Genomic DNA, 21,593 nt, shown 5'->3' with positions numbered 1-21,593 from the left:
TTATACACCCTTAAATTAATAACATATAGTTATGAAAAGAGTCACTATACTGCTTTTATTGCTGTGGAATGTTAGTCTTTTTGCCCAAGCTCAACAGCGGTTGAGTTTAAGTGGGAAGGTTGTCGATTCCGGTGGCAATCCGATAACGGGGGCTACGTTATCCCTAGAAGGCCAAGATCAACAGGTCTCCTCGCAGACCGATGGTACTTTCTCGCTCTCCTATGAAACAGGAAATACCCTTCGGGTTACGTCCGTAGGTTACATGCCATTTCGCATGATGTTAACGGGACAAACTGTATTTACAGTAGTGTTACAACATGCTTCAGAAGCGTTAGATGAAGTGGTCGTTGTAGGTTACGGTACACAACGGAAAGGTGAAATTACCAGCTCTATCGCGAGCGTGAAATCGGAGGACTTTACGAAAGGTGCTGTAAAAGATGCTGGACAGTTGATCCAAGGAAAAGTCGCTGGATTGCGGATTAGCACGCCAAGCGGAGATCCCGGAGAGTCTTCTCAGATTAATCTCAGAGGTTTAAATTCTATTAATGGGTCGCAAAATCCTTTAGTGATCGTTGATGGGGTGCCTGGTGATCTAAATACCGTATCCCCGGAGGATATTGAGTCAATTGATGTGCTTAAAGACGGATCGGCTGCCGCTATTTATGGAACGCGGGCTACGGCGGGGGTTATTCTGGTGACAACCCGGCGTAATACGGCTACGGAAAATCGGACGACCATTGAATACAACGGGTATACGAATATGCAGACGTTGTTTCGCAAGCCGGAAATGATGGAGGCAAGTGATTACCGGCGGCTGATTGCCACGGGCGTTCCTTATGAAGATCTGGGAAGCGAAACCAATTGGATCGATGAAGTAACCCGTAGCCCACTAAGTCATAATCATAATGTAACCCTTTTTGGAGGAAATTCACGTACTAATTTTACGGGGTCTGTTAATTATCGGGATTGGGAGGGCATATTTTTAAATAGTGCACAAGAGCGCCTAAATGTTCGGACAAATTTGAATCACGATATGTTCGAGGGCAAGCTGAAAACGAATGTACAGCTCATCAGTCGAAATGAAAAAAGTAATAACGGTGGCTCGTCTCCCTATATGTGGAGACAGGCAATTATCCGTAATCCGACTGATCGTATATACAATGATAGTGGCAAGTGGCAGGAGCGCGATGCTTACTTTTATGATAATCCATTGGGTATGATCCATGAGTCGATTGCCGACCGGGTGTTCCGGGAAACACGATTGAGTGGGTCTTTGGATTACAGACCTATTGACGGTTTAAGTTTGAAAATGTTAGCCGCTCGTGTACAGAGCAACGATCTATTTGGAAACGCAACGAGTTTTGACCATGTAAATACGACCAAAAATAATATGAACGGGACAGCGTCACGTGATACCCGATCGTCAGTGGATAACCTCATGGAACTTACGGCAAATTATACCAAGACTTTTTCGGATCATAAGCTCGATGCGTTAGTGGGGTATAGTTGGCAGGACAATACCTATGAACAGTTTTACGCTTACAATTATGATTTTCCTACGGACGATTATACCTACAATAAACTCGAGGCTGGGACCGCTATTCAGCGCGGGCTAGCAGAAATGACGAGCTACAAGGAAAATAGAAAGCTAGCCGGTTTTTTTGCCCGGGTAGCTTATAACTATAAGGAGAAGTATATGGCCATGGCGAGTATCCGACGGGAAGGATCATCTACCTTTGGCGAAAATTATAAGTGGGGGAATTTCCCAGCGATTTCTGTCGGATGGGATATCGCAAAGGAAGACTTTATGGCTGGTGTAAAGCCTATCAACCAGTTGAAACTGAGAGCCGGGTTTGGGGTAACAGGTACGATAGCGTCTGCTGCGTATATGTCTCAGACTAGTTACAATTTTGAACGAACACAAGGTGCCTACATCAATGGTAAATGGGTTCCCGGTTTTGTACCGACACGAAACTTTAATCCTGATTTGCGGTGGGAGAGAAAGCATGAATACAATGTCGGACTCGATTTCAGTGTATTCGATAATAGAGTTCATGGATCACTAGATTATTACAACCGTGACGTAAAAGATTTGCTCTATCAATTCAATGTACCCTCTCCGCCCTATCTCTATTCCAGTATGATGTTGAATGCGGGTGAGATGCGTAACCGTGGTTTCGAAGCGCTCGTCCATGTAGACGCTTTCCGGAATGGTGATTTTAAATGGAAGACTGGTTTTACGGTAGCAACGAATAAGAATGAATTAATTAACCTTTCGAATGATCAATTTAATGTGACGGTTCCGTTTTTTGATGCGGGTTATACGGGAGAACCCATACAGACCTCTACACATCGGGTAGAAGTAGGGCGTTCCGTTGGAGATTTTTACGTGTTAAAAACGGTTGGTGTGGACGAAAATGGTAAATGGCTCGTTGAAAATAACGCGGGTGAAGTCATACCTATTGGTGAATCTTCGCAGGATGACCGACAATATTATGGGAATGGGATACCGGATGTTAATCTCGGATGGAATAACAGCTTCAATTATAAGAATATAGACTTTAGTTTTAGTTTTCGCGGCTCTTTTGGTCATCAAGTGCTCAATATGACCAGGTTGTATTATGAAAATCCGATTAACAAAGCTTATAACGTGTTAAAGACGGCGTATGATCCCGTGTATGGAGAAACGTTGACGAACGATTTAGTTTATGTATCCCATTATATTGAAGATGCTGATTTTTTAAAGCTCGATAACGTGACATTAGGCTATACATTTCCTGCAAAAGCAATTAAAGGTATACAAAATCTGCGGGTTTATGCCTCCGGTTTTAATCTGATGACGATAACGGGTTATAAAGGTCTGGATCCGGAGGCCACTAGTTACCAGGGGGACTTTACGTTTGCGCCCGGAATAGAACACCGGGATCGGTATCCGACCACGCGAAGCTTTACCCTGGGATTGAATGTTACATTTTAAAAACGTATATCATGAAAAAGACATATAAATCTATGCCTCGTAAATTTGCTCGGATGCTTGCCGGGATGAGCATGTGCGGTTGCTTACTTTTTACGGGTTGCACCAACCTCGAAGAGGAGGTGTTTTCAGAGGTTCTAGCAAAAAACTTTGAGCCAACAGAACGGGATTTACCTTCTATTGTGGCTCCGGTATATGCTTCCTTTCGATCTTTAATGTTTGGTTGGCAAGGATATTTCGATCTGCAAGAAGAATCAGCTGATCATATTATCACACCCGTACGACCCAACGGATGGGACGATGCGGGAACCTATCGTAGGATGCATCAACATAATTGGACAACTATTCAATGGCAACCCTACAATACCTGGCAACAGGCCTATTCTAGTATTACAAAAGCAAATATGGTCATGATGCAGATTGAGGATGGAACACTTCCTCTTCCGGAAGATGTGGCGGCGACAGCTATCGCCGAATTACGAGCGGCTCGTGCATTGGCTTATTACTTGTTGTTGGATAATCACGGAAATGTGCCGATTGTCACCGATTATCGGGATGTTGAGCTACCGGAACAGAAGACACGTAAACAATTGTATGATTTTGTGGTCAATGAACTGACAGAGGTGATTCCGTCACTGTCTGAAGAGGTAGCGCCCATGTATGCACGAATGAACGTATGGGCGGCAAAGGCCTTGCTAGCAAAAATATATCTCAATGCGCAGGTGTATACGGGGGAAGCACAATGGGCAAATGTTATCGTACAAACAGATGACATCATTCAGTCGGGTGCATTTCGTCTGGATTCCGACTATAAAAATGTTTTTTCGCCTACGAACCATGAGTCTCCGGAAATTATTTTTTCCGTTCCCTACGATGAGGTATATGGGCATGGAAACCAGTTGCATATGAAGACACTCTCGCCTCTTAGCCGCTTGGTATATAATATGGCGGCCGGTCCTTGGGGAGGCAACTGTGCAGTTCCACAATTTATAGATACGTACGACGTAGACGATCAGCGTCTTTATGATAGTTGGTTGCAAGGTCCGCAGTATCATGCTAGCACTGGAGAACTTGTAATTACCTATCAACAGGATGTTCCGGGGATCGGTGGAGACGGTACAATCGCAGCCGATAACGCTGGTTTTAGATTGGGTAAATATGCCATAAAAAATGGGGCTACGAATAATTTAGATAATGATTACCCCATGTTTCGCTATGCGGATGTTTTAATGATGAAAGCGGAAGCACTGTTACGAACCGGAAGGGAGCATGAAGCCGCTGTCTTGGTTTCAGACGTTAGGGAGCGTGCATTTAAAACGACACCGGAGAAGGCAACGGTAAATGGGGTAGATTTGTTAAAAGGTAGTGCATACAATTACGGCTGGCAAGAAAAGGATGGAACGGTCAATGGGACGAATGGCGGGGCGGATATTCCATTTGGTCGTTTTTTAGATGAATTGGGATGGGAGTTTACGGGCGAAGCACATCGTAGACAAGATATTATTCGTTTTGGGGTATTTCAAACTAAATCCTGGTTCAACCATAGGCCACATGCGAAAGCACAGACGCGTACGTTGTTTCCTATTCCAAATGATGAGATTAATAAGAATCCGAATCTGGATCAAAATCCGGGATACGAAGAATAGTGTTCATGAACACTGTTGAGAAACAAAAAGGCCATCGCAAAATGCGATGGCCTTTTTGTTTTTCTTTTTTGAGGACTAGTTTAAAGTAATATCCAAGTAAACAGAATGACGTCCATAAGTATCATAGAAGGGTTTAAACATAACGCCGTCAATGGTAAATTGTAGTTTATGTGGATCTCCGTGTATCGATTTACTGATATCGCTGGCATCCAGTGTCACTTTGCGCCACTCTTTTCTCGCCTCGGTTTCTTGTGCAGCTAACAAAATCGGCCCGTAAAACAAACTGGCTATATTCTGTTGATCCATAACGGGATCCAAATGGAATTGAAAGGGCATTTTTAATTCAACGACATCCCCATCTTTCCAATTGCGGCTTAGTTTGAGGTAGCTGCTCGGTGTATTGTCTACTTGTTGGTCGATTCCGTTGATCCTCACGATAAAACCTTTCGTAGCCCAATGTGGTACCCGGACATGAAGATCAAATTGCCCATTCCCGCTAATGGTAAGTTTGGTGTGATCTTCTTTAGGAAAGCGGGTTGTTTGCTCTACCGTGATTTGACGTTCTTCCCATTTCAAGGTAGAGGGGATATAGAGGTTGACAAAAAGCGCCTTGTTATCTTTACTTTTTAAATAGATATTACTTTGAAGCTTGGTGCTACTTTCTATCGCCGTTCCGTTACAACAGGTAAATCCGGTCATATTCGGGTTCCCGAATTGTTTTATGGAGCCAGGTAGAAGTGGTACGTGATAGGTATTGGCTGGGCTATCTTCTGCGACGGAAGCCAAAATATGATTGTATAGCGCCCGCTCATAGTAATCCATGAGTTCGGCCCGCTGGTCGAAAAGGAACAGGTTGCTGGTTAATTTTAACATATTGTAAGTCGCGCATGTTTCGTTTTGCCCGCCGGTAGAAAATCCATTTTCGTATAGTGTGGCTGGCTGGCTGGTGAAACACTCCGCATTTGCCGGATTTCTGGCTCCCGCAACGCCTCCAATACTGTACATATAGTCTTGAACCGCCTTATACCAAAAGTTATCCGCGACTTTATAGTATTCGGGCATGTCTGACGCGTGGTACATGGCAATGCTCCCCACGACTTGCGGTATGTGTTGATTAGCGTGTAGTCCTCGAAAGGTATCCACATTTTTCGCCAACCCATGTGTCCGGTCGGCATTACCGAAAAACATATCGATATTATCAAATAGTTTTGCGGCGTCAAGATACTTTGGTTGCTTAGTGATACGGTACATATGTGCCATGGTCTCGTTCATTCCGCCAAATTCTCCGGCGATATACGTATTCCATATTTTAATCAGTTTTTCTTCAGGCAATTGATTTAAACGGGCGTGCACCCAATCACTCATACCGATAGCAATGTCTAGGGCCTTTTGGTTCCCACTAACTTCATAGATGTCGATTAAACCTGCTAAGATCTTATGTAGGGTATAATAGGGCGCCCATACCTGGTTGTTCTGCCCACCATAGGTTGCACCGTTTTCTAACATAATAAACTGATCGGGAGGATAAGCGCTGATGAAACCTACTCCCCAATTCCAATAGTCCGTACGGATGCCGTTTTCGCTGAGATCAGAATCATAATGTGCTTTTCCTTCTCCCGGTGGAACGGCGGTAGGGTCGGACACGTATTTGCCTCCCTGTTCGATTGGTTTACCGGATAAATGGGAGAGTGTATACAGTGTGTTGACCATATATTCCATTTTTTGAGCGAAGTTAGCTTGTAAGGTTTTATCGTATCCTGTACTAGCGTAGGCTTGGGCGATAGCTGTGAGGTAGTGTCCTGTTGCGTGTCCTCTTAGTTTTGTATCTTGGCTATCCCAAACGCCTAAAGGTTTTGCTCCCGTAGGTTGGGGTTGGCCGAAGGCATTGCGAAACATATAAAGAAAGGAATTGGGATCGGTCTGGGCCAAGGTATGGATAAATTTATCACGATTCTCGATGAATTTGGTTGCTTCGTTATGCGTATCACGTTGTAGGGACACCTGATTTAGGTCGAAGGGAATCAGGGTGCTGTGGGGAGTTTCTGCGGGATGGTATCCTTTTATTATTACTGTTGCTTGCGGTCGCAAATCTGTCCCGGGCACACGGCCGGTAATGGTATAACGACCGGCTGTTACAACGGCACTGTTATCAATAGGAGATGGCCATAAAACACGTACTTTAGGCCCAGCGATTGCATCTTTGTAAACACCTTCCACAAAAGCGGGTAGTCGCGGAAGATGTCCTACTTCCGTTTCGACTTCGATATCCGAAACTTTGGTTAAATAGGTGTTGTATAGTTGTGCCTGGGTGACGGGGAATTGCGGGAGATCATCCTTCGACTCCCGGGTGTTCACGGAAACTTCGTTGGCGACGCCCCAAGAATTGTTGTAGATTCCGGCCACTTGAACACGGGTTAAAGGGACACGATAAATGCGGAGATCATGGAGCAACGCGTCGAGGTAAACGTCGTTAGACGGCAGGGACTTTCCGATATATAACTGATTGGTGTTGATCGATGGTGTCTTAAATATTTCTGCTAGGGAAGGGATGGCTTTAACCTCTCCAGCGTGTTTACCGTCCATATAAGTGGTCATCGTTTTGGATGGAGCGTCTATGACGATAATCAAGTGTGTCCATTTATTGGTGGGTAAGGCCGGAGAAGTGATGCGGTTGTTTTTGTTGTTTGGTGTGGTCATGTCCGTTTGCAAATTGCTTTGTTCGGCTGTTCCACGGGTTGCTGTAAAAACACGCTGATCGCTGTTTTGGCCGAAATCAAAAAGGTGTTGTCCGGGCTTGTCGGAGCGTAAGTATATCCACCCCGATATACTTAGAGATTCCAAATCGGCTATTACTTCGGCTGGCAGACTAAGATAGTTGTCTTTTTTGCCGGAGAGTGATAATACTTTTCCAAACCGGTCATCGTTAACAAATGTCGCTTCACTGCCGGGAACGGTAGCATGGAGATTGTTTCGGGACCAGTCTCTGATATTTCCGTCGAGTACGTAACGCGCAACCATGTCGGTTTCGCCGATACCGTCTAAAATTTGGTCACCACCTTGTGCCTTTGCCGTGCTTATTCCTCCGATTAATACACTCGTGAAAAGTAGGAGTGGGGTAAGCACGTTGATAACTGATACATTCATAGAAATCATTTTATGGGATGAAAATTCTTTTTTATAAAGCTAGTAAGAGGACTTCGATTTTGCTACGTCTATTTTAGCTAATGATCACAAGATATTAACGTTATATTCCATCGAATTGTTAAAATGTTATTTATACATTTGCGAGAAGAGTGTATTAAACCTAATTAAATAGTGAAAAGGATACTTGTTTGGTGTAAGTCGGTGTTGCTCGTGATAATGATAGTTATCAGCACGATGCTCGTAGCTCAAGAAGATTATATTTTTAGACGGATTGATGCCAACAGCGGACTATCGGATAATATGGTCAAAGGGATAACGATCCAAGCAGAAGTGCCAACAAATGCGGTGTAGAAATACGCCGGCGGCAAATATTATGTGCATGCCGAAATGCCGATTACGATCCAGAAATGAAAAAAGAAGAGTAAGGTAGAAACAAAGTTTTAGTGAAATCCAGTTATAGTATACAAAATGAAACGCCATATGAAAAAGTCAATGTTAGCGGTGATTACAAATGAAATCATGAGATATTCTACCATAATTATACTGATCTGTCTAGGTTTTCTTACCCAGGCTTGTCAGGGTTCTAAGACACAAGAAAATGATGAGGGGTGGATAGAACTGTTTAATGGAAAAGACTTAGAAGACTGGTTTGTAAAAATAAATGGTCATGAAATTGACGTAAATTATGGAGAAACCTTTCGAGTAGATAGTGGTATTCTAAAAGTGAGTTATGATCAATACGACGATTTCAACGAGCAGTTTGGTCATCTCTATTATAAAAAGCCTTTTTCCCATTACCATTTGGTGGTCGAATATCGTTTTGTGGGAGAGTTGCACAAAGGAGCACCAAGTTACACCTTACGGAATAGTGGTGTGATGTTCCATTCTCAAGACCCACGGAAGATGCTCAAGGATCAAGATTGGCCCATATCTATTGAGATGCAGTTTCTGGGAGGGTTGAGTGATGGGAAAGAAAGACCCACAGGAAATATGTGTTCTCCGGGTACACATGTCGTGTACAACGGAAAACTGTCTGAAGAGCATTGTATTAATTCTACGTCCAAAACATACGATGGTGATCAATGGGTTACGGCAGAGCTAATCGTTCTTGGGGATTCTTTAATCAAACATGTGATCAATGGCGACACGGTGTTGCAATATTCGAAACCCCAAATCGGTGGCCCCGTGGTCAATGGTTACGATCCAGCAGAAAAAATCGACGGTAAATTACTAAACAATGGTTTTATTGCACTGCAAAGTGAGGGGCAGCCCGTGCAATTTCGAACAGTAAAATTATTAGATCTTAGTCCGAAGACTCAATCAGGGCAGAAAAATTAGAGCCATAAATTAAAGAGAGATATAAAGAGACGCATTCGACTCATCGCTGGCAAGGCTTTCTTATATTTATCTGTCCCGTATAGAAGGTGATCGGGCGTTTTATGCTGATAAAGACCTGTTTTAATTGATTAAAGAAAAAGCAGAATATGAAGAATGCTAGGTACTGCGCTTTTCTCCGAGGCGTGAATGTAAAAGGAACGAATATGAAGATGGCAGAGGTTTGCGCTGTCTTCGAGAAAGTGGGGATGGAACAGGTTTCCTCGGTTCTAGCATCCGGAAACATCCTGTTCTCGTCGCATAAAAAAGAAGCTGAATTGAAAAATGACTTGGAAAAAGCAATGTCGGAATATTTTAAATATGAGGCTTTTTTGTTTGTTAAGAATCAAAAAGAGATAGAGAAGATTGTTGCCAACAATCCATTTGGAACCCATCCGGATTACCATATCTATGGGTTTGTCGGTATCGACGGTGTTGAAGACACGTTGCTATCGGAATACGAAAAATCGAAACAGGCGGAAGGGGAGGAGGCGACGATCGTCAATGATAATTTTTACTGGAAAGTCCCAAAAGGAAATACACTTGGTTCCGAATTTGGAAACATACTCGGTAGAAAAAAATTAAAAGATACCTTTACCTCTCGAAATCTAAATACCATAGAAAAAATCATCAAGAAAATGTAGGTGTAATCGTTATTCTGCTGATTTTGTTAGTAGATCCGTTGTTCCTATCTGGTAACTAGCCTTATTCTTAGAAAGGAAATGAAGCTATTTTGTGGATTTTACTTCTTAAAATCCTTATCTTCGTGCAATGGATAATTTTATTGTTTCAGCACGAAAATATCGCCCGGCGACCTTCGACTCGGTTGTAGGTCAACAGCATATTACCGGCACACTTAAAAATGCGATCCACAATAATCAACTGGCACAGGCCTTTTTGTTTTGCGGACCGCGGGGAGTCGGTAAGACAACCTGCGCACGTATTTTAGCGAAAACAATAAATTGTGAGCAGATCTTAGATCAAGTAGAAGCTTGTGGTACTTGTGAGAGCTGTAAGTCTTTTCAGCAGGGAATTTCTTTTAGTATTCACGAGCTTGATGCTGCCTCTAATAATTCGGTAGACGATATCCGGAGTTTGATTGAGCAGGTTCGTATCCCACCGCAGGCCGGGAAATATAAGATTTATATCATTGATGAGGTGCACATGCTCTCACAAGCAGCGTTCAATGCTTTTCTGAAAACATTGGAAGAACCGCCATCATATGCTATTTTTATTCTAGCGACTACAGAGAAGCATAAAATTCTTCCAACCATCCTTTCGCGTTGCCAGATATTTGATTTCAACCGGATCAAAGTGGAGGATATGGCGAATCACCTAGCTTCCATCGCACAAAAGGAAGATATTGCTTACGAATCGGACGGATTACACGTGATCGCTCAAAAGGCCGATGGTGGACTTCGGGATGCATTGTCCATGTTTGATCAGATTGTTAGCTTTTCGAATAAGAATATTACCTATCAGACGGTTATCGATAATCTGAATATATTGGATTATGATTACTATTTTCAACTCATGGACTGTGTTGCGAAGGAGGATGCCGCACAAGCATTGTTAATTTTTGATAAGGTGTTGAATAATGGTTTTGAGGGTGGTCATTTTATCAGTGGTTTAGCGACGCATACGCGAAATTTATTGGTAGCAAAAGAACCTGCAACACTGAAGTTGCTGGAAGTCAGTGAAAATATTAAACGAAAATATCTAGAACAATCGCAAGCGTTGAGTTCGGGGATACTGCTTTCTGTGCTCAATATCGCCAATCAATGCGAAATAAATTATAAGAGCAGTAAAAATCAACGTCTCCAGGTGGAGCTTGCTTTGCTCAAAATGTGTCATATTGCAACGGCTATTTCATTGAGTCAGCAAGGAAGCTTGACAGCCACTGCTGCTCCCGCAGAGGTAAAAAAAAAACGCCCTGATGTCGTAATAGACCGTTCTGCCACTATAGAGAGCAGCGCGCCTACACTACAGTCTGTAACTACTGCACCCCGACGACCGGTTGTGGAACCGGTCTCTGTCGCTGCACCGAAACATGTGACAGAAAGCGATCCCGTAAGTTCGGAGCGTGCGCCGTTAAAAAAAGGGTGGGGTAAGATTTCTACCTCCCTGAATGTACCCAACTTAAATACTATCTTTGAAGATAAAGCGGAAGAGGAGGCAGGGGAACATGATCTCGTTCAGGGGAATACCTTTCAAGAAGTTACGTTCAATGCATTTATAGCGAAGTGGAATGCTTTTGCAGATCGTCTGAAAACGACGAATCGGATTACGTTGTATACCATCATGACCGCAAACCCACCCCGTTTAAGCGGGGTAATGATCGAGGTGGATGTAGAGAATGCGGTGCAAATGGACGAGCTTAAGCTAGGTAAAATAGATATCTTAAATTACCTGCGTGTGGAGCTGCAAAACTTTTCGCTCGACATCACAGGTGTACAAGTAGAGGTAACCAAGGTAAGGAAGCCCTATACCTCTATAGAAAAATACCAAGCTATGGTTTCGAAGAACCCTGCGCTCGAGACACTTCGTAAAGCATTTAATCTCGGACTGAGTTAAATGCCCCATTCTTTTGCTATCTTTGCCCGAGTAATTTCTAATTTTAAAACATGCGAAACTTCCAATCTAGGGAAAGAGGAGAAAAGCGCGAATCAAACCAAATGGTGTTTGGTATACGTGCGGTTATTGAAGCGATAGATAGCGGTAAGGAGATCGAATCGTTGTTTGTACAACGCGGGTTGAGTGGTAGTCTCTTTCTGGAATTGAAATCCTTATTGAAGGAACACAATGTTGGCTATCAGCAGGTGCCCATCGAGAAGTTAAATCGCATTACTCGAAAAAATCATCAAGGGGTTATTGCCGTAATTTCGCCGATTACGTATCAGCGTATTGAAGATTTGTTGCCGATGATCTACGAAAAGGGGGAAATACCTCTTTTGCTGATGCTGGATGGTGTTACCGATGTACGTAATATGGGAGCAATAGCCCGTACAGCAGAGTGCGCAGGAATCCATGCAATCATTGTACCGAGAAAAGGTTCTGCGGAAATTAATCCTGATGCCATTAAAACGTCTGCTGGTGCTTTGTATAAAATTCCCGTATGTCGGGAAGATGCTTTAGGCCGCACAGCACGTTTCTTAATCGAATCGGGTGTACAAATGGTGGTGAGTACCGAGAAAACTACGGATTCTGTATACGATGTGGATTACACTGTTCCTACCTGTATTGTTCTGGGAGCGGAAGATGTCGGTGTGTCTGACGATTTGATCCGTGTTTCTGACAAATTGGCGAAAATACCCATGTTTGGCGAAATTAAATCGCTCAACGTTTCGGTTTCCGCAGGTATTGTGATTTATGAAGCTATACGACAACGTCATCAATAATTCCCTAATTGAAAAAACAAATTTCTAGACAACTTCGGGTATATCGATATGTCTTTTATCGAGAAACACTCGTTGATCCTCGTGAACATATTTGGTCTTTTGTCGGCGCTTTCGTCGGCATTTTTATTATAGCCTTTATGCAGTCGCTACATCTACCGGTGTTGGAGAATGTTTTCCTGATCGGTTCGTTTGGCGCATCTTCAGTGCTGGTATATGGTTCGATACAGAGTCCGCTAGCGCAACCCCGGAATCTCGTGGGAGGACATGTGGTATCGGCATTAGTTGGAGTCACGGTTGCTTGCCTATTGCCGGATATAATCTGGTTGACGGCTCCATTGGCCGTGGCTTCATCGATTGTTTTTATGCAGATGACCCGTACGCTACATCCACCGGGTGGTGCGACGGCATTGATCGCTGTTGCAGGTAATACTAAAATTGCCTCTTTGGGATATTGGTACGTTTTAAGTCCTGTTTTATCTGGTACGCTGATTTTGCTCCTCACCGCACTGATATTTAATAATATTACTTCCAAACGTCATTATCCGGTTAAACACTCACGGTTGCGCCGTTCGCGTAGGCAACATTTAAAAGCTCGGCGACGGAGCGGGAGACGGTAGATTCTTAGAAAACGAAGAGGCCGGATTTTCATATTGAAAATCCGGCCTCTTTTATTAGATTAATCGTTGTAATTAATATCTTGAACGAGAAGTCTGACGTCTTCCAGCACGTTCTCCAGAGCGTTCTCCACGGAAACCTCCAGAATCTCTTCGGTCTCCTCTAAAAGAGCCGCCTGAGCCGCCTTTTCTTTCCCGACGTCTGCCGCCGTCGCCGCCTCTAGAACGACCACCGCCGTTTTCGTCGCCAGATACTTCTACGCGAACCGCACGACCATTGTACTCTGTACCCTGGAATCCATCAAATACTTTTTTAACCTCTGCATCCTGTACTTCGAAGAAAGTAAATACGCCTTTCATATCGATTTTACCTACAGATTTTCCGGATATATTTGCAGCATCGCAAATAAGGCCGAGCATGTCGCCGCGTGAAAATTCGTCTACAGAACCTAAGTTGATGAATAAACGTGTGTATCCGTTGGAAGCTGTTCTGCTTCCGCGATCTCTACGCTCACCACGTTCTCCGCGATCACTGTCTCTTTCACGAGCGTCTACATTCAGATCGGGTGCATTCTGGTAATAATCCAAAAAGCGGGTAAATTCTAACGATGCGAAACGCTTGATGATGTCTTCTTTAGACAGATCTTGCATGCTTTCCATAATACTTGGAAGATAAGGTTCGATCCGCTCTTCGTTGATATCTACGTTGCGTATTTTTTCGGTCATAGCAAGAAGTTGTTTTTCAACGACTTCGGAAGCTTGAGGTACTAGTTTCTTCTCAAAGGACTTCCCTATGATTTTTTCGATACGACGTATTTTTCCTAATTCTTTACCGTTGATTAAGGAAAGGGAAACACCAGTCTTACCTGCGCGAGCTGTACGGCCTGAACGGTGCGTGTAATTTTCAACTTCGTCTGGTAGGGAGAAGTTAATTACGTGGGTTACATCGTTTACGTCGATACCACGTGCAGCTACATCTGTTGCGATTAATAACTGCAAACTGCGGTCACGGTAACGTTTCATTACTTTATCCCGTTGTTGTTGAGATAAATCACCATGTAGGGAATCTGCATTATAACCATCGCGTACTAATGCTTCGGCAATTTCTTGCGTTTCAATTTTTGTCCGGCAGAAGACAATACCGAAAATCTCGGGATAAAAGTCTACGATACGCTTGAACGCTGCATATTTGTCTCTAGCCTTAACGACATAATAATGGTGCTCAATGTTTGCATTACCGGTATTTTTCGTACCAACGGTAAGTTCATGAGGGTTTGTCATGTAGTTTTGTGCTATACGACGTACCTCTTTTGGCATAGTTGCAGAAAACAACCATGTTTTTTTAGTGTCTGGAGTTTCTGAAAGGATATTGTTGATGTCCTCTTGAAATCCCATGTTTAACATCTCATCTGCTTCGTCTAAAACAACGTACTTCACGTTAGAGAAGTCGATTGCGTTTCGACCGATGATGTCTAACATACGTCCAGGAGTGGCTACTACAATCTGTACGCCACGACGAATTTGACGTAATTGGTCAGAAATATTTGCGCCACCGTAAACGGCAACAACATGTACATTGTCAATGTACTTAGCATATTTCTCTAAATCTTTTGCGATTTGTAAGCAGAGTTCACGCGTAGGACATAATACTAATGCCTGCGGATGCTTTTGAGTAAAGTCGATTAACTCTAAAAGTGGGAGACCAAATGCCGCTGTCTTCCCGGTGCCGGTTTGGGCTAATCCGACAAAATCGTCGTTGCCAGTCAATAAAACAGGAATGGCTTTTTCCTGAATAGGAGAAGGGGTTTCGAAACCCATCTCAGTGATGGCATTAACAACTTCATGACGGATCCCCAAGTCTAAAAATGGGTTCATGAAATAAATTATACAATAGGCTCTATTGCCTAAGGCGGTGCAAAGTTATGAATAATAATTGAAAGTAGAAAATTATATTCTTTTTATTGGACGGAAAGCCCGAAAAAATGGCAGCCCAACACGGGAGGGACGCCATTTTTATTTCGTGATTTACTTTCGTACTGGAGCAAACAGGGTGGGTATGGTCATGTTATAAGCCATTTTTCGTACGATATTTTCTTCGATGAACCTTCGGAAAATACTTTTACGGCTGCGGGTAATGAGCAAGAAATCGATTTGTTCATCGATCAATACATTCGAAATGGCATGGGATATGTTCTCAGCGGCTCGATTGTAAAGCACTTGTGGTTTTATGGTGTAAGATATGTTTTGGATGCCGGTTCTATTTATGATTTCATCGATCCAGCGTTTAAATTGTGTGTCTACGTCGCTGATACGGCGATCATCCTTGTTTACATAGATCAAGACAAGCTCAAAGGTGTTTCCGACTAATTTGATGGCGTGTTGAAGCACTTCGATTTCCCCTTCTTTAAAATTACAGAGTAGCCCCACCCGATCTTTTTTTACCCGTTGTGTGTTTTGTGGGATGCCCAGGACGGGTGTTTTTGTGTTTAAGATAACATCGTACGTGTTGCTGCCTAGAAAGATTGCTTCTAATCCAGAGGAGCCTTTTGTTCCCATGACGACAGCATCATAAGGAAAGCTTGCGGTGACTTTACTGATTTCCTCGAACAAGTTCCCTTCTTTAAAGAGGCTGTTAAATGTAAGGTCTGGGTATTCTTTGCGGATATCCGTTAAAAGTCGCTCCATGTCCTTTTTCGCTATTTGAACCTGAGGGTCTACCAGAGGTAACACCTGCCTGTTTACATATGAATTAGAATGATGGGTGAAAACATGAATAAGATCGATCTCTTGTTTACGATCGTTTTGTGCAATAAGCTGGCAAGCGTATTGAATAGCAGTAAGAGAGTCCTCTGAAAAATCAACTGGTATTAATATTTTGTTCATGGTATACGAATTTTTAAATTGTTTTTCCAAAAAAAGCCGGCTTTTGTAGCTTTAAGGTCATAGCTTTCGAGACCGACGATTTAAACAACCGTTCAAAAAAGGTTTTTCGCGTCTTCGAAATTAAAATGAGATCAATGTCGTGTGTGTCGACCAATTTGCTGATGACCTCGGGTATGGTATCCTGATCCTTATCTTCTTTTAATGTAGGCGCGATCAACTTGTCGGTGTGGCGTACCGCAGCGAACTCAGTGACATTAAAAGCCCAAGAGTCTAGTTGATTGTCTACGGAGGTTGCGCGTTCGTTTTCTTTGTATACGTGTATAAGCGCAACGTCCACCTCCTGTTTGAAAATATGGACAAACTCCTGAAGCGTTTCTAGTTCTTCCTGTTTGAAATTGGTCAATAGCCCAACTTTTTTAATAGTTGTCGGGATCTGCGCTACATGTGGGATGACAATAACAGGGATAGGTGATTTCGCGACGATAAGCGCTGTATTGCTTCCCCAGAATATGTTTTTGTTCGCTGATGCTCCCTGAGTACCCATAACGATGGCTGCATAATTATCTCGTTTAGCTTCTTTTGGGAGTGCATCATCCAAAAGACCCCGTTCATTATGATAGGATATGAGTACATCGGGATAAGCCGATTGGAGTTCGTCCACCCATTCTTTGATGGTGAGGTCGGCTTTTAATAAATCAGACCGATAGCGGTCTCCCGCTAGCTCTTCATCTTCGAAGCCCGACGAAACCGCCGTATAGAAGTGAATGATATGTAAGCTGTATTGATGTTCTTGGGCAAGTTCTGCAGCATATCGGGCAGCCGAAAATGCATTTGCCGAAAAATCCGTTGGTACTAAAAGTTTCATCCGAATAAATTATCTATGCGTGTTATCGAAATCGTATAGATGCGTTTGTTATACCGTATAAAAATACAAATAATAAGCGGTTTTAAGAATTAAAAAATGGCTCCTTAAGGTATCGGAATACCAAACGTTGTAAGAGCGAGCATTTTTAACTATTTTTGTGCTTCAAATAGAGTATAGAAGATTCCATGACCAGTAAAGAAATACGCGAAGCTTTTTTAAGTTTTTTCGAGAATAGATCCCATCATATCGTGCCATCGGCTCCCGTTGTTGTTAAAGATGATCCTACTTTGATGTTCACTAACGCGGGGATGAACCAGTTTAAAGAGATTTTTTTAGGAGAATCACAGCCCAAGTACACCCGGGTAACAGATACACAGCGGTGTTTGCGCGTATCGGGTAAGCATAATGATTTGGAAGAGGTGGGGATAGATACCTATCACCACACATTATTTGAAATGTTGGGCAATTGGTCGTTTGGTGACTATTTCAAGAAAGAGGCGATAGATTGGGCTTGGGAGTTGCTGACGGAGGTGTATAAACTGGATAAAGAGCGTTTGTATGTGACTATTTTTGAGGGTGATGCAAAGGAGGGATTGGAACGGGATGCAGAAGCATATGATCTTTGGAAAAACCACGTGGCGGAAGACCGTATTTTGTTGGGCAACAAAAAGGATAATTTTTGGGAAATGGGTGACACAGGGCCGTGTGGTCCGTGTTCGGAAATCCATTATGATATGCGTCCTGAGGTAGAACGGGACGTGGTACGAGGACAGGATCTGGTTAATGCGGATGATCCGCAGGTGATTGAGATCTGGAACCTGGTTTTTATGCAATTTAACCGACTGAGGAGCGGAAAATTGGAATCACTGCCGGCGCGACATGTAGATACGGGCATGGGATTTGAGCGGTTGGTCCGGGCGATCCAAGGGAAGACTTCTAATTATGATACGGATGTATTTCAGCCGATCATACAATTTATTGCCGGAAAAGCTGGGGTAGTATATGGTGCCGATGAGAAAACGGATATCGCTATGCGTGTTTTATCTGACCATATAAGGGCGGTAAGTTTTGCAATAGCTGATGGACAGCTTCCTTCCAACAATAAAGCAGGCTATGTTATCCGGCGTATCCTACGTAGGGCAGTGCGTTATGCATACACATTTCTCGGATTCAAAACGCCATTTATTAACGAGCTTGTTCCGTTGTTAGCTGAACAGTTCCAGGGCGTGTTTGACGAACTGATCCAGCAACAGAGTTTTGTGCAGAAAGTGGTGTTAGAAGAAGAGGTTTCTTTTCTACGGACACTTACAACGGGTATACAACGATTTGAACATTATATAGCGGACCATACGACCATCGATGGCGATTTCGCGTTTGAGTTGTTTGATACTTATGGTTTCCCTATCGATCTGACCAGTTTATTAGCTCGTGAAAAAGGTCTGCATGTGGATATGGATGGATTCCAGCGCGCATTGCAACAGCAGAAGGAACGTTCGCGCGCGGCGACGGCAATCGATACAGGTGATTGGGTAACGGTGTCCGCAGGGGATGAAACAGAATTTGTAGGGTATGATTGTCTGGAAGCTACCGCACAGATATTAAAATATAGAAAGGTGACGGCTAAAGGGAAGCAGCAATACCAGCTGATCCTCTCCGCGACGCCATTTTACGCGGAAGGCGGAGGTCAGGTGGGCGACTCGGGGTGGCTTATTTCAGAAGCTAAAGAAAAGGTATATATTACCGATACGAAAAAGGAAAATGGGCTTTTTGTACACTTTGTCAAAGATCTTCCGCCGGTATTGGCAGGTGATTTTACAGCGGTAGTGGATAAAAGCAAAAGGTTGGACACGGAAAGCAATCATACGGCTACGCACCTGTTGCATGCAGCGCTGAGAGAGGTCTTAGGTGATCATGTAGACCAAAAGGGCTCTTTGGTATCTTCAGATATCCTGCGTTTTGATGTTTCGCATTTTGCAAAAATTACTGCTGATGAATTGAAGAAGGTAGAGGACCTCGTAAATGCGAAAATCCGGGAGAATATCCCGTTAAAAGAGGAGCGTCAGGTGCCCTATCAGACCGCCATAGCGGGCGGTGTTCGAGCATTATTCGGTGAAAAATACGGCGATTTTGTACGGGTCATTACTTTTGATGATAGTTTCTCCAAGGAGCTTTGTGGTGGTACGCATGTCCAACGCACTGGACAGATCGGTTTTTTCAAAATTATTTCGGAATCGGCCGTAGCTGCAGGTGTGCGACGCATAGAAGCGATTACGGGATCCAAAGCGGCAGCCGTAATTCGGGAGCAGTTCGAACTGGTAGAGAAGATGGGGGAGCTCATGAATAATCCGAAAGACTTTATCTCCACGATAGAGAAAGTGCTGAGTGAGAACCATGATTTGAAAAAAGCGATCGAGAACCATATTCGGGAGAAATCCTTGGAGATGAAAAAGGAAGTGCAGGAGAAGTTTGAACAACTAAATGGGGTTAATTTCCTAGCGCTGGTCGTTGATTTGCCGAATGCAGATGCGGTAAAGACATTGGCTTATGCTTTAAAAGGTGCTGTTGACAATGCTTTTGTTGTATTAGGAGCGAATATTGATGGGAAACCGAGTTTAACCGTGATGATTTCAGATAACCTTGCTAAAGAACGGGGATGGAATGCAGGGACGATTGTAAAAGATTTAGCAAAGGATATTCAAGGTGGTGGAGGCGGACAGCCTTTCTTCGCCACCGCGGGCGGAAAGCTACTGGAAGGACTTCCTAAAGCAGTGGCTCGGGCAAAGGATTTCGTGGAATAGAAAAATAATAAACATGAAGAGAACGGTTGGTTTACTGCTCGTATGGGTTGCATTATGTGTGGCCTGTGCGAAAGATGACGTAATTCATATATCGGGACACATCGATAACCCGGGAAATGTAAAGGTCGTTTCATTTTATGAAGGAGATAGAAAATTGGATTCTGTTTTCCTTGCAGACGGATATAAATTTAAGTTTGAGCGTCAGGCTTCGCAACCCCGCTTGCTTTCTGTTGTGGTTGGCAATAATAAATTTCCGGTTATTTTGACACCTGGGGAACCACTACAATTCGTCGCTGATATGCATCAGCCGGAGGATTATCAGGTAGAAGGTTCGGCATTGACTACTGCTTTAAAGGATTTTGCTCCTTATCAGCGTCAAAAGGAGTTTGTGCAAGATTCTTTACAGGGTGCGTTTGCGAAAGCGACCTTAAATAAATCTGCGGAGGAGATCGAAAGTTTACGCTTTGATTACCTCACGGAATTCAAATTGAAGTTATCTGTCTATACGAAGCAGGCCGTAGCTTTTGCGGAACAAAATAAAAATTTAGCAGGGTTCTATGCGATCAGTACGTTGGATCCGGAAATTGCTGAAGAGGAAATTATTGCGTATGCTGATGAGATTGAACATGAATTTGTCGATAATCGCTACGTATCGCAATTTAAGGAAGAAGCGAGCAAGTTAAAACGTCTGGCGGTAGGGCAACCTGCTCCGGAGATTGTTTCTTTTACACCGAATAACAAAACCGTAAAACTTTCTGACTTTCGGGGGCAGTATGTGTTGGTCGATTTTTGGGCGTCATGGTGTGCGCCTTGTAGACAGGAAAATCCGAATATTGTGCAACAGTATAACGAGTTTAAAGATAAAGGATTTACCGTGTTGGGGGTTTCGTTGGATAATAATCCAGGGAGCTGGATGCGTGCTATTGAAGCTGACAGATTGGAATGGACACAAGTTTCGGATTTGCAGGCCTGGAGTTCTGACCTCGTTCTGGATTATCGTATAAAAGCTATTCCGGCATCTTACCTGTTAGATCCCGACGGAAATATTTTAGCAAAAAATTTACGTGGTAAGGCTCTTGCCGAATTTTTGCAAAACACTTTAAATTAAGAATATATTGAAGAAATGTTAACTGATTAACAATTTGATAACATATCTTTAACGTTGTTTTACCATTTAGTACATATTTTAGCAAAAAAACAATAATGAATGCCAATCAAAAAATACTAGTGGTAGATGATGAGCGTGATATCGTCGAATTAATATCATATAGTCTTACAAAAGAAGGCTATCAGGTTTATCAGGCATATAATGGTAAAGAAGGGATTGAAGTTGCCAAGCAGGTTAATCCGGATTTAATCATTTTGGATGTGATGATGCCTGAAATGGATGGTATTGAAGCGTGTCGTATTATGCGTGCTATGCCGGAGTTTAAGCAAACGTTTATGGTGTTTCTTACCGCGCGTAGCGAAGAATATTCTGAAATCGCCGGATTCAATGTAGGTGCTGACGATTATATTGCGAAGCCAATTAAGCCGAGGGCCTTGATGAGCCGTATTAATGCAATATTAAGGCGTAATAATACCGAATCAGGTGTAGATCAGGTCGATAAACTGGAAATTCTGGATTTAGTTATTGATCGGGATTCCTTTTTGGTTTATCGGGATGAAGAGAAAATCGTGTTAGCGAAAAAAGAGTTTGAATTACTCTATCTGCTTGCTTCAAAACCTAATAAAGTTTTCACCCGGGAACAAATTCTAAAAGCGATCTGGGAGGATTCCGTGGTGGTGACGAACCGTACTATCGATGTACACATTCGTAAACTCCGAGAAAAAATTGGAGACCATTATGTTTCGACCGTAAAAGGAGTAGGATATAAATTTGAGGTGGCTTAGCCAC

Annotated in this window: 15 protein-coding genes; 11 read left to right on the top strand and 4 right to left on the bottom strand. The window is 43.1% G+C overall.

The annotated features are described in order from the left end of the window. The first annotated feature begins 31 nt into the window (after positions 1–31). The gene (locus LKO28_RS04405) at positions 32–2,977 is read left to right on the top strand and encodes a SusC/RagA family TonB-linked outer membrane protein (protein ID WP_227693478.1); all 2,946 of its coding nucleotides are present in this window, start codon (positions 32–34) and stop codon (positions 2,975–2,977) included. Between the two features lie 11 nt (positions 2,978–2,988). After that, positions 2,989–4,620 carry a RagB/SusD family nutrient uptake outer membrane protein gene (locus LKO28_RS04400; RefSeq protein WP_227693477.1) on the top strand — a complete coding sequence of 544 codons (1,632 nt, stop codon included), beginning with the start codon at positions 2,989–2,991 and terminating at the stop codon, positions 4,618–4,620. A gap of 75 nt (positions 4,621–4,695) precedes the next feature. Here LKO28_RS04400 and LKO28_RS04395 read toward each other — a convergent pair whose 3' ends face one another. After that, positions 4,696–7,764 (bottom strand): beta-L-arabinofuranosidase domain-containing protein, encoded by a 3,069-nt coding sequence (locus LKO28_RS04395; protein WP_227693476.1) that lies wholly within the window; start codon positions 7,762–7,764, stop codon positions 4,696–4,698. Positions 7,765–7,935: 171 nt separating this feature from the next. Here LKO28_RS04395 and LKO28_RS04390 point away from each other — a divergent pair, with 171 nt between their 5' ends. The 6 genes from LKO28_RS04390 to LKO28_RS04365 all read left to right on the top strand — a co-directional run bounded on the left by LKO28_RS04390 (position 7,936) and on the right by LKO28_RS04365 (position 13,153). Then, positions 7,936–8,115, top strand: coding sequence for a hypothetical protein (locus tag LKO28_RS04390; RefSeq protein WP_227693475.1), 180 nt, complete (start codon positions 7,936–7,938; stop codon positions 8,113–8,115). A gap of 129 nt (positions 8,116–8,244) precedes the next feature. Next, positions 8,245–9,102: a DUF1080 domain-containing protein gene (locus tag LKO28_RS04385; protein ID WP_227693474.1), complete on the top strand. Its 858-nt coding sequence runs from the start codon at positions 8,245–8,247 to the stop codon at positions 9,100–9,102. Positions 9,103–9,248: 146 nt separating this feature from the next. Then, on the top strand, positions 9,249–9,782 hold the full coding sequence (locus tag LKO28_RS04380; protein ID WP_227693473.1) for a DUF1697 domain-containing protein: 534 nt from the start codon (positions 9,249–9,251) through the stop codon (positions 9,780–9,782). Between the two features lie 127 nt (positions 9,783–9,909). Then, positions 9,910–11,712 carry a DNA polymerase III subunit gamma/tau gene (locus LKO28_RS04375; protein ID WP_227693472.1) on the top strand — a complete coding sequence of 601 codons (1,803 nt, stop codon included), beginning with the start codon at positions 9,910–9,912 and terminating at the stop codon, positions 11,710–11,712. Positions 11,713–11,762: 50 nt separating this feature from the next. Then, positions 11,763–12,536 carry a 23S rRNA (guanosine(2251)-2'-O)-methyltransferase RlmB gene (gene rlmB, locus LKO28_RS04370; protein ID WP_227693471.1) on the top strand — a complete coding sequence of 258 codons (774 nt, stop codon included), beginning with the start codon at positions 11,763–11,765 and terminating at the stop codon, positions 12,534–12,536. A gap of 8 nt (positions 12,537–12,544) precedes the next feature. Further along, positions 12,545–13,153, top strand: coding sequence for an HPP family protein (locus LKO28_RS04365; protein ID WP_227693470.1), 609 nt, complete (start codon positions 12,545–12,547; stop codon positions 13,151–13,153). Positions 13,154–13,225: 72 nt separating this feature from the next. Here the strand turns inward: LKO28_RS04365 and LKO28_RS04360 are convergent, their stop codons facing one another. The 3 genes from LKO28_RS04360 to LKO28_RS04350 all read right to left on the bottom strand — a co-directional run bounded on the left by LKO28_RS04360 (position 13,226) and on the right by LKO28_RS04350 (position 16,898). Continuing rightward, entirely contained in the window at positions 13,226–15,025 is a 1,800-nt protein-coding gene (locus tag LKO28_RS04360; protein ID WP_227693469.1) for a DEAD/DEAH box helicase, read from the bottom strand. 150 nt (positions 15,026–15,175) lie between these two features. Further along, positions 15,176–16,033 carry a universal stress protein gene (locus LKO28_RS04355; protein WP_227693468.1) on the bottom strand — a complete coding sequence of 286 codons (858 nt, stop codon included), beginning with the start codon at positions 16,031–16,033 and terminating at the stop codon, positions 15,176–15,178. A gap of 13 nt (positions 16,034–16,046) precedes the next feature. Then, on the bottom strand, positions 16,047–16,898 hold the full coding sequence (locus LKO28_RS04350) for a universal stress protein (RefSeq protein ID WP_227693467.1): 852 nt from the start codon (positions 16,896–16,898) through the stop codon (positions 16,047–16,049). Positions 16,899–17,083: 185 nt separating this feature from the next. On the opposite strand from LKO28_RS04350, the gene alaS reads away from it, so the two are divergent. The 3 genes from alaS (at position 17,084) to LKO28_RS04335 (ending at position 21,589) form a co-directional block, all read left to right on the top strand. Beyond that, positions 17,084–19,696 (top strand): alanine--tRNA ligase, encoded by a 2,613-nt coding sequence (alaS, locus tag LKO28_RS04345; RefSeq protein ID WP_227693466.1) that lies wholly within the window; start codon positions 17,084–17,086, stop codon positions 19,694–19,696. A 13-nt stretch (positions 19,697–19,709) separates the two neighbouring features. Continuing rightward, positions 19,710–20,804, top strand: a complete 1,095-nt coding sequence (locus LKO28_RS04340) for a TlpA family protein disulfide reductase (RefSeq protein ID WP_227693465.1) — start codon at positions 19,710–19,712, stop codon at positions 20,802–20,804. A gap of 95 nt (positions 20,805–20,899) precedes the next feature. Beyond that, positions 20,900–21,589: a response regulator transcription factor gene (locus LKO28_RS04335; RefSeq protein WP_262905986.1), complete on the top strand. Its 690-nt coding sequence runs from the start codon at positions 20,900–20,902 to the stop codon at positions 21,587–21,589. Positions 21,590–21,593: the final 4 nt, after the last annotated feature.

The organism is Sphingobacterium sp. FBM7-1 (genome assembly GCF_020687765.1).
Taxonomy (GTDB): Bacteria; Bacteroidota; Bacteroidia; order Sphingobacteriales; family Sphingobacteriaceae; genus Sphingobacterium.
This window is presented reverse-complemented; position numbering and strand designations above follow the sequence as displayed.

Bases quoted from the DNA above. Each gene is read 5' to 3' on its own strand.
- LKO28_RS04405 (WP_227693478.1), top strand. From the start codon at position 32: ATGAAAAGAGTCACTATACTGCTTTTATTGCTGTGGAATGTTAGTCTT.
- LKO28_RS04400 (WP_227693477.1), top strand. From the start codon at position 2,989: ATGAAAAAGACATATAAATCTATGCCTCGTAAATTTGCTCGGATGCTT.
- LKO28_RS04395 (WP_227693476.1), bottom strand. From the start codon at position 7,764: ATGAATGTATCAGTTATCAACGTGCTTACCCCACTCCTACTTTTCACG.
- LKO28_RS04385 (WP_227693474.1), top strand. From the start codon at position 8,245: ATGAAAAAGTCAATGTTAGCGGTGATTACAAATGAAATCATGAGATAT.
- LKO28_RS04380 (WP_227693473.1), top strand. From the start codon at position 9,249: ATGAAGAATGCTAGGTACTGCGCTTTTCTCCGAGGCGTGAATGTAAAA.
- LKO28_RS04375 (WP_227693472.1), top strand. From the start codon at position 9,910: ATGGATAATTTTATTGTTTCAGCACGAAAATATCGCCCGGCGACCTTC.
- rlmB (WP_227693471.1), top strand. From the start codon at position 11,763: ATGCGAAACTTCCAATCTAGGGAAAGAGGAGAAAAGCGCGAATCAAAC.
- LKO28_RS04360 (WP_227693469.1), bottom strand. From the start codon at position 15,025: ATGAACCCATTTTTAGACTTGGGGATCCGTCATGAAGTTGTTAATGCC.
- LKO28_RS04355 (WP_227693468.1), bottom strand. From the start codon at position 16,033: ATGAACAAAATATTAATACCAGTTGATTTTTCAGAGGACTCTCTTACT.
- LKO28_RS04350 (WP_227693467.1), bottom strand. From the start codon at position 16,898: ATGAAACTTTTAGTACCAACGGATTTTTCGGCAAATGCATTTTCGGCT.
- alaS (WP_227693466.1), top strand. From the start codon at position 17,084: ATGACCAGTAAAGAAATACGCGAAGCTTTTTTAAGTTTTTTCGAGAAT.
- LKO28_RS04340 (WP_227693465.1), top strand. From the start codon at position 19,710: ATGAAGAGAACGGTTGGTTTACTGCTCGTATGGGTTGCATTATGTGTG.
- LKO28_RS04335 (WP_262905986.1), top strand. From the start codon at position 20,900: ATGAATGCCAATCAAAAAATACTAGTGGTAGATGATGAGCGTGATATC.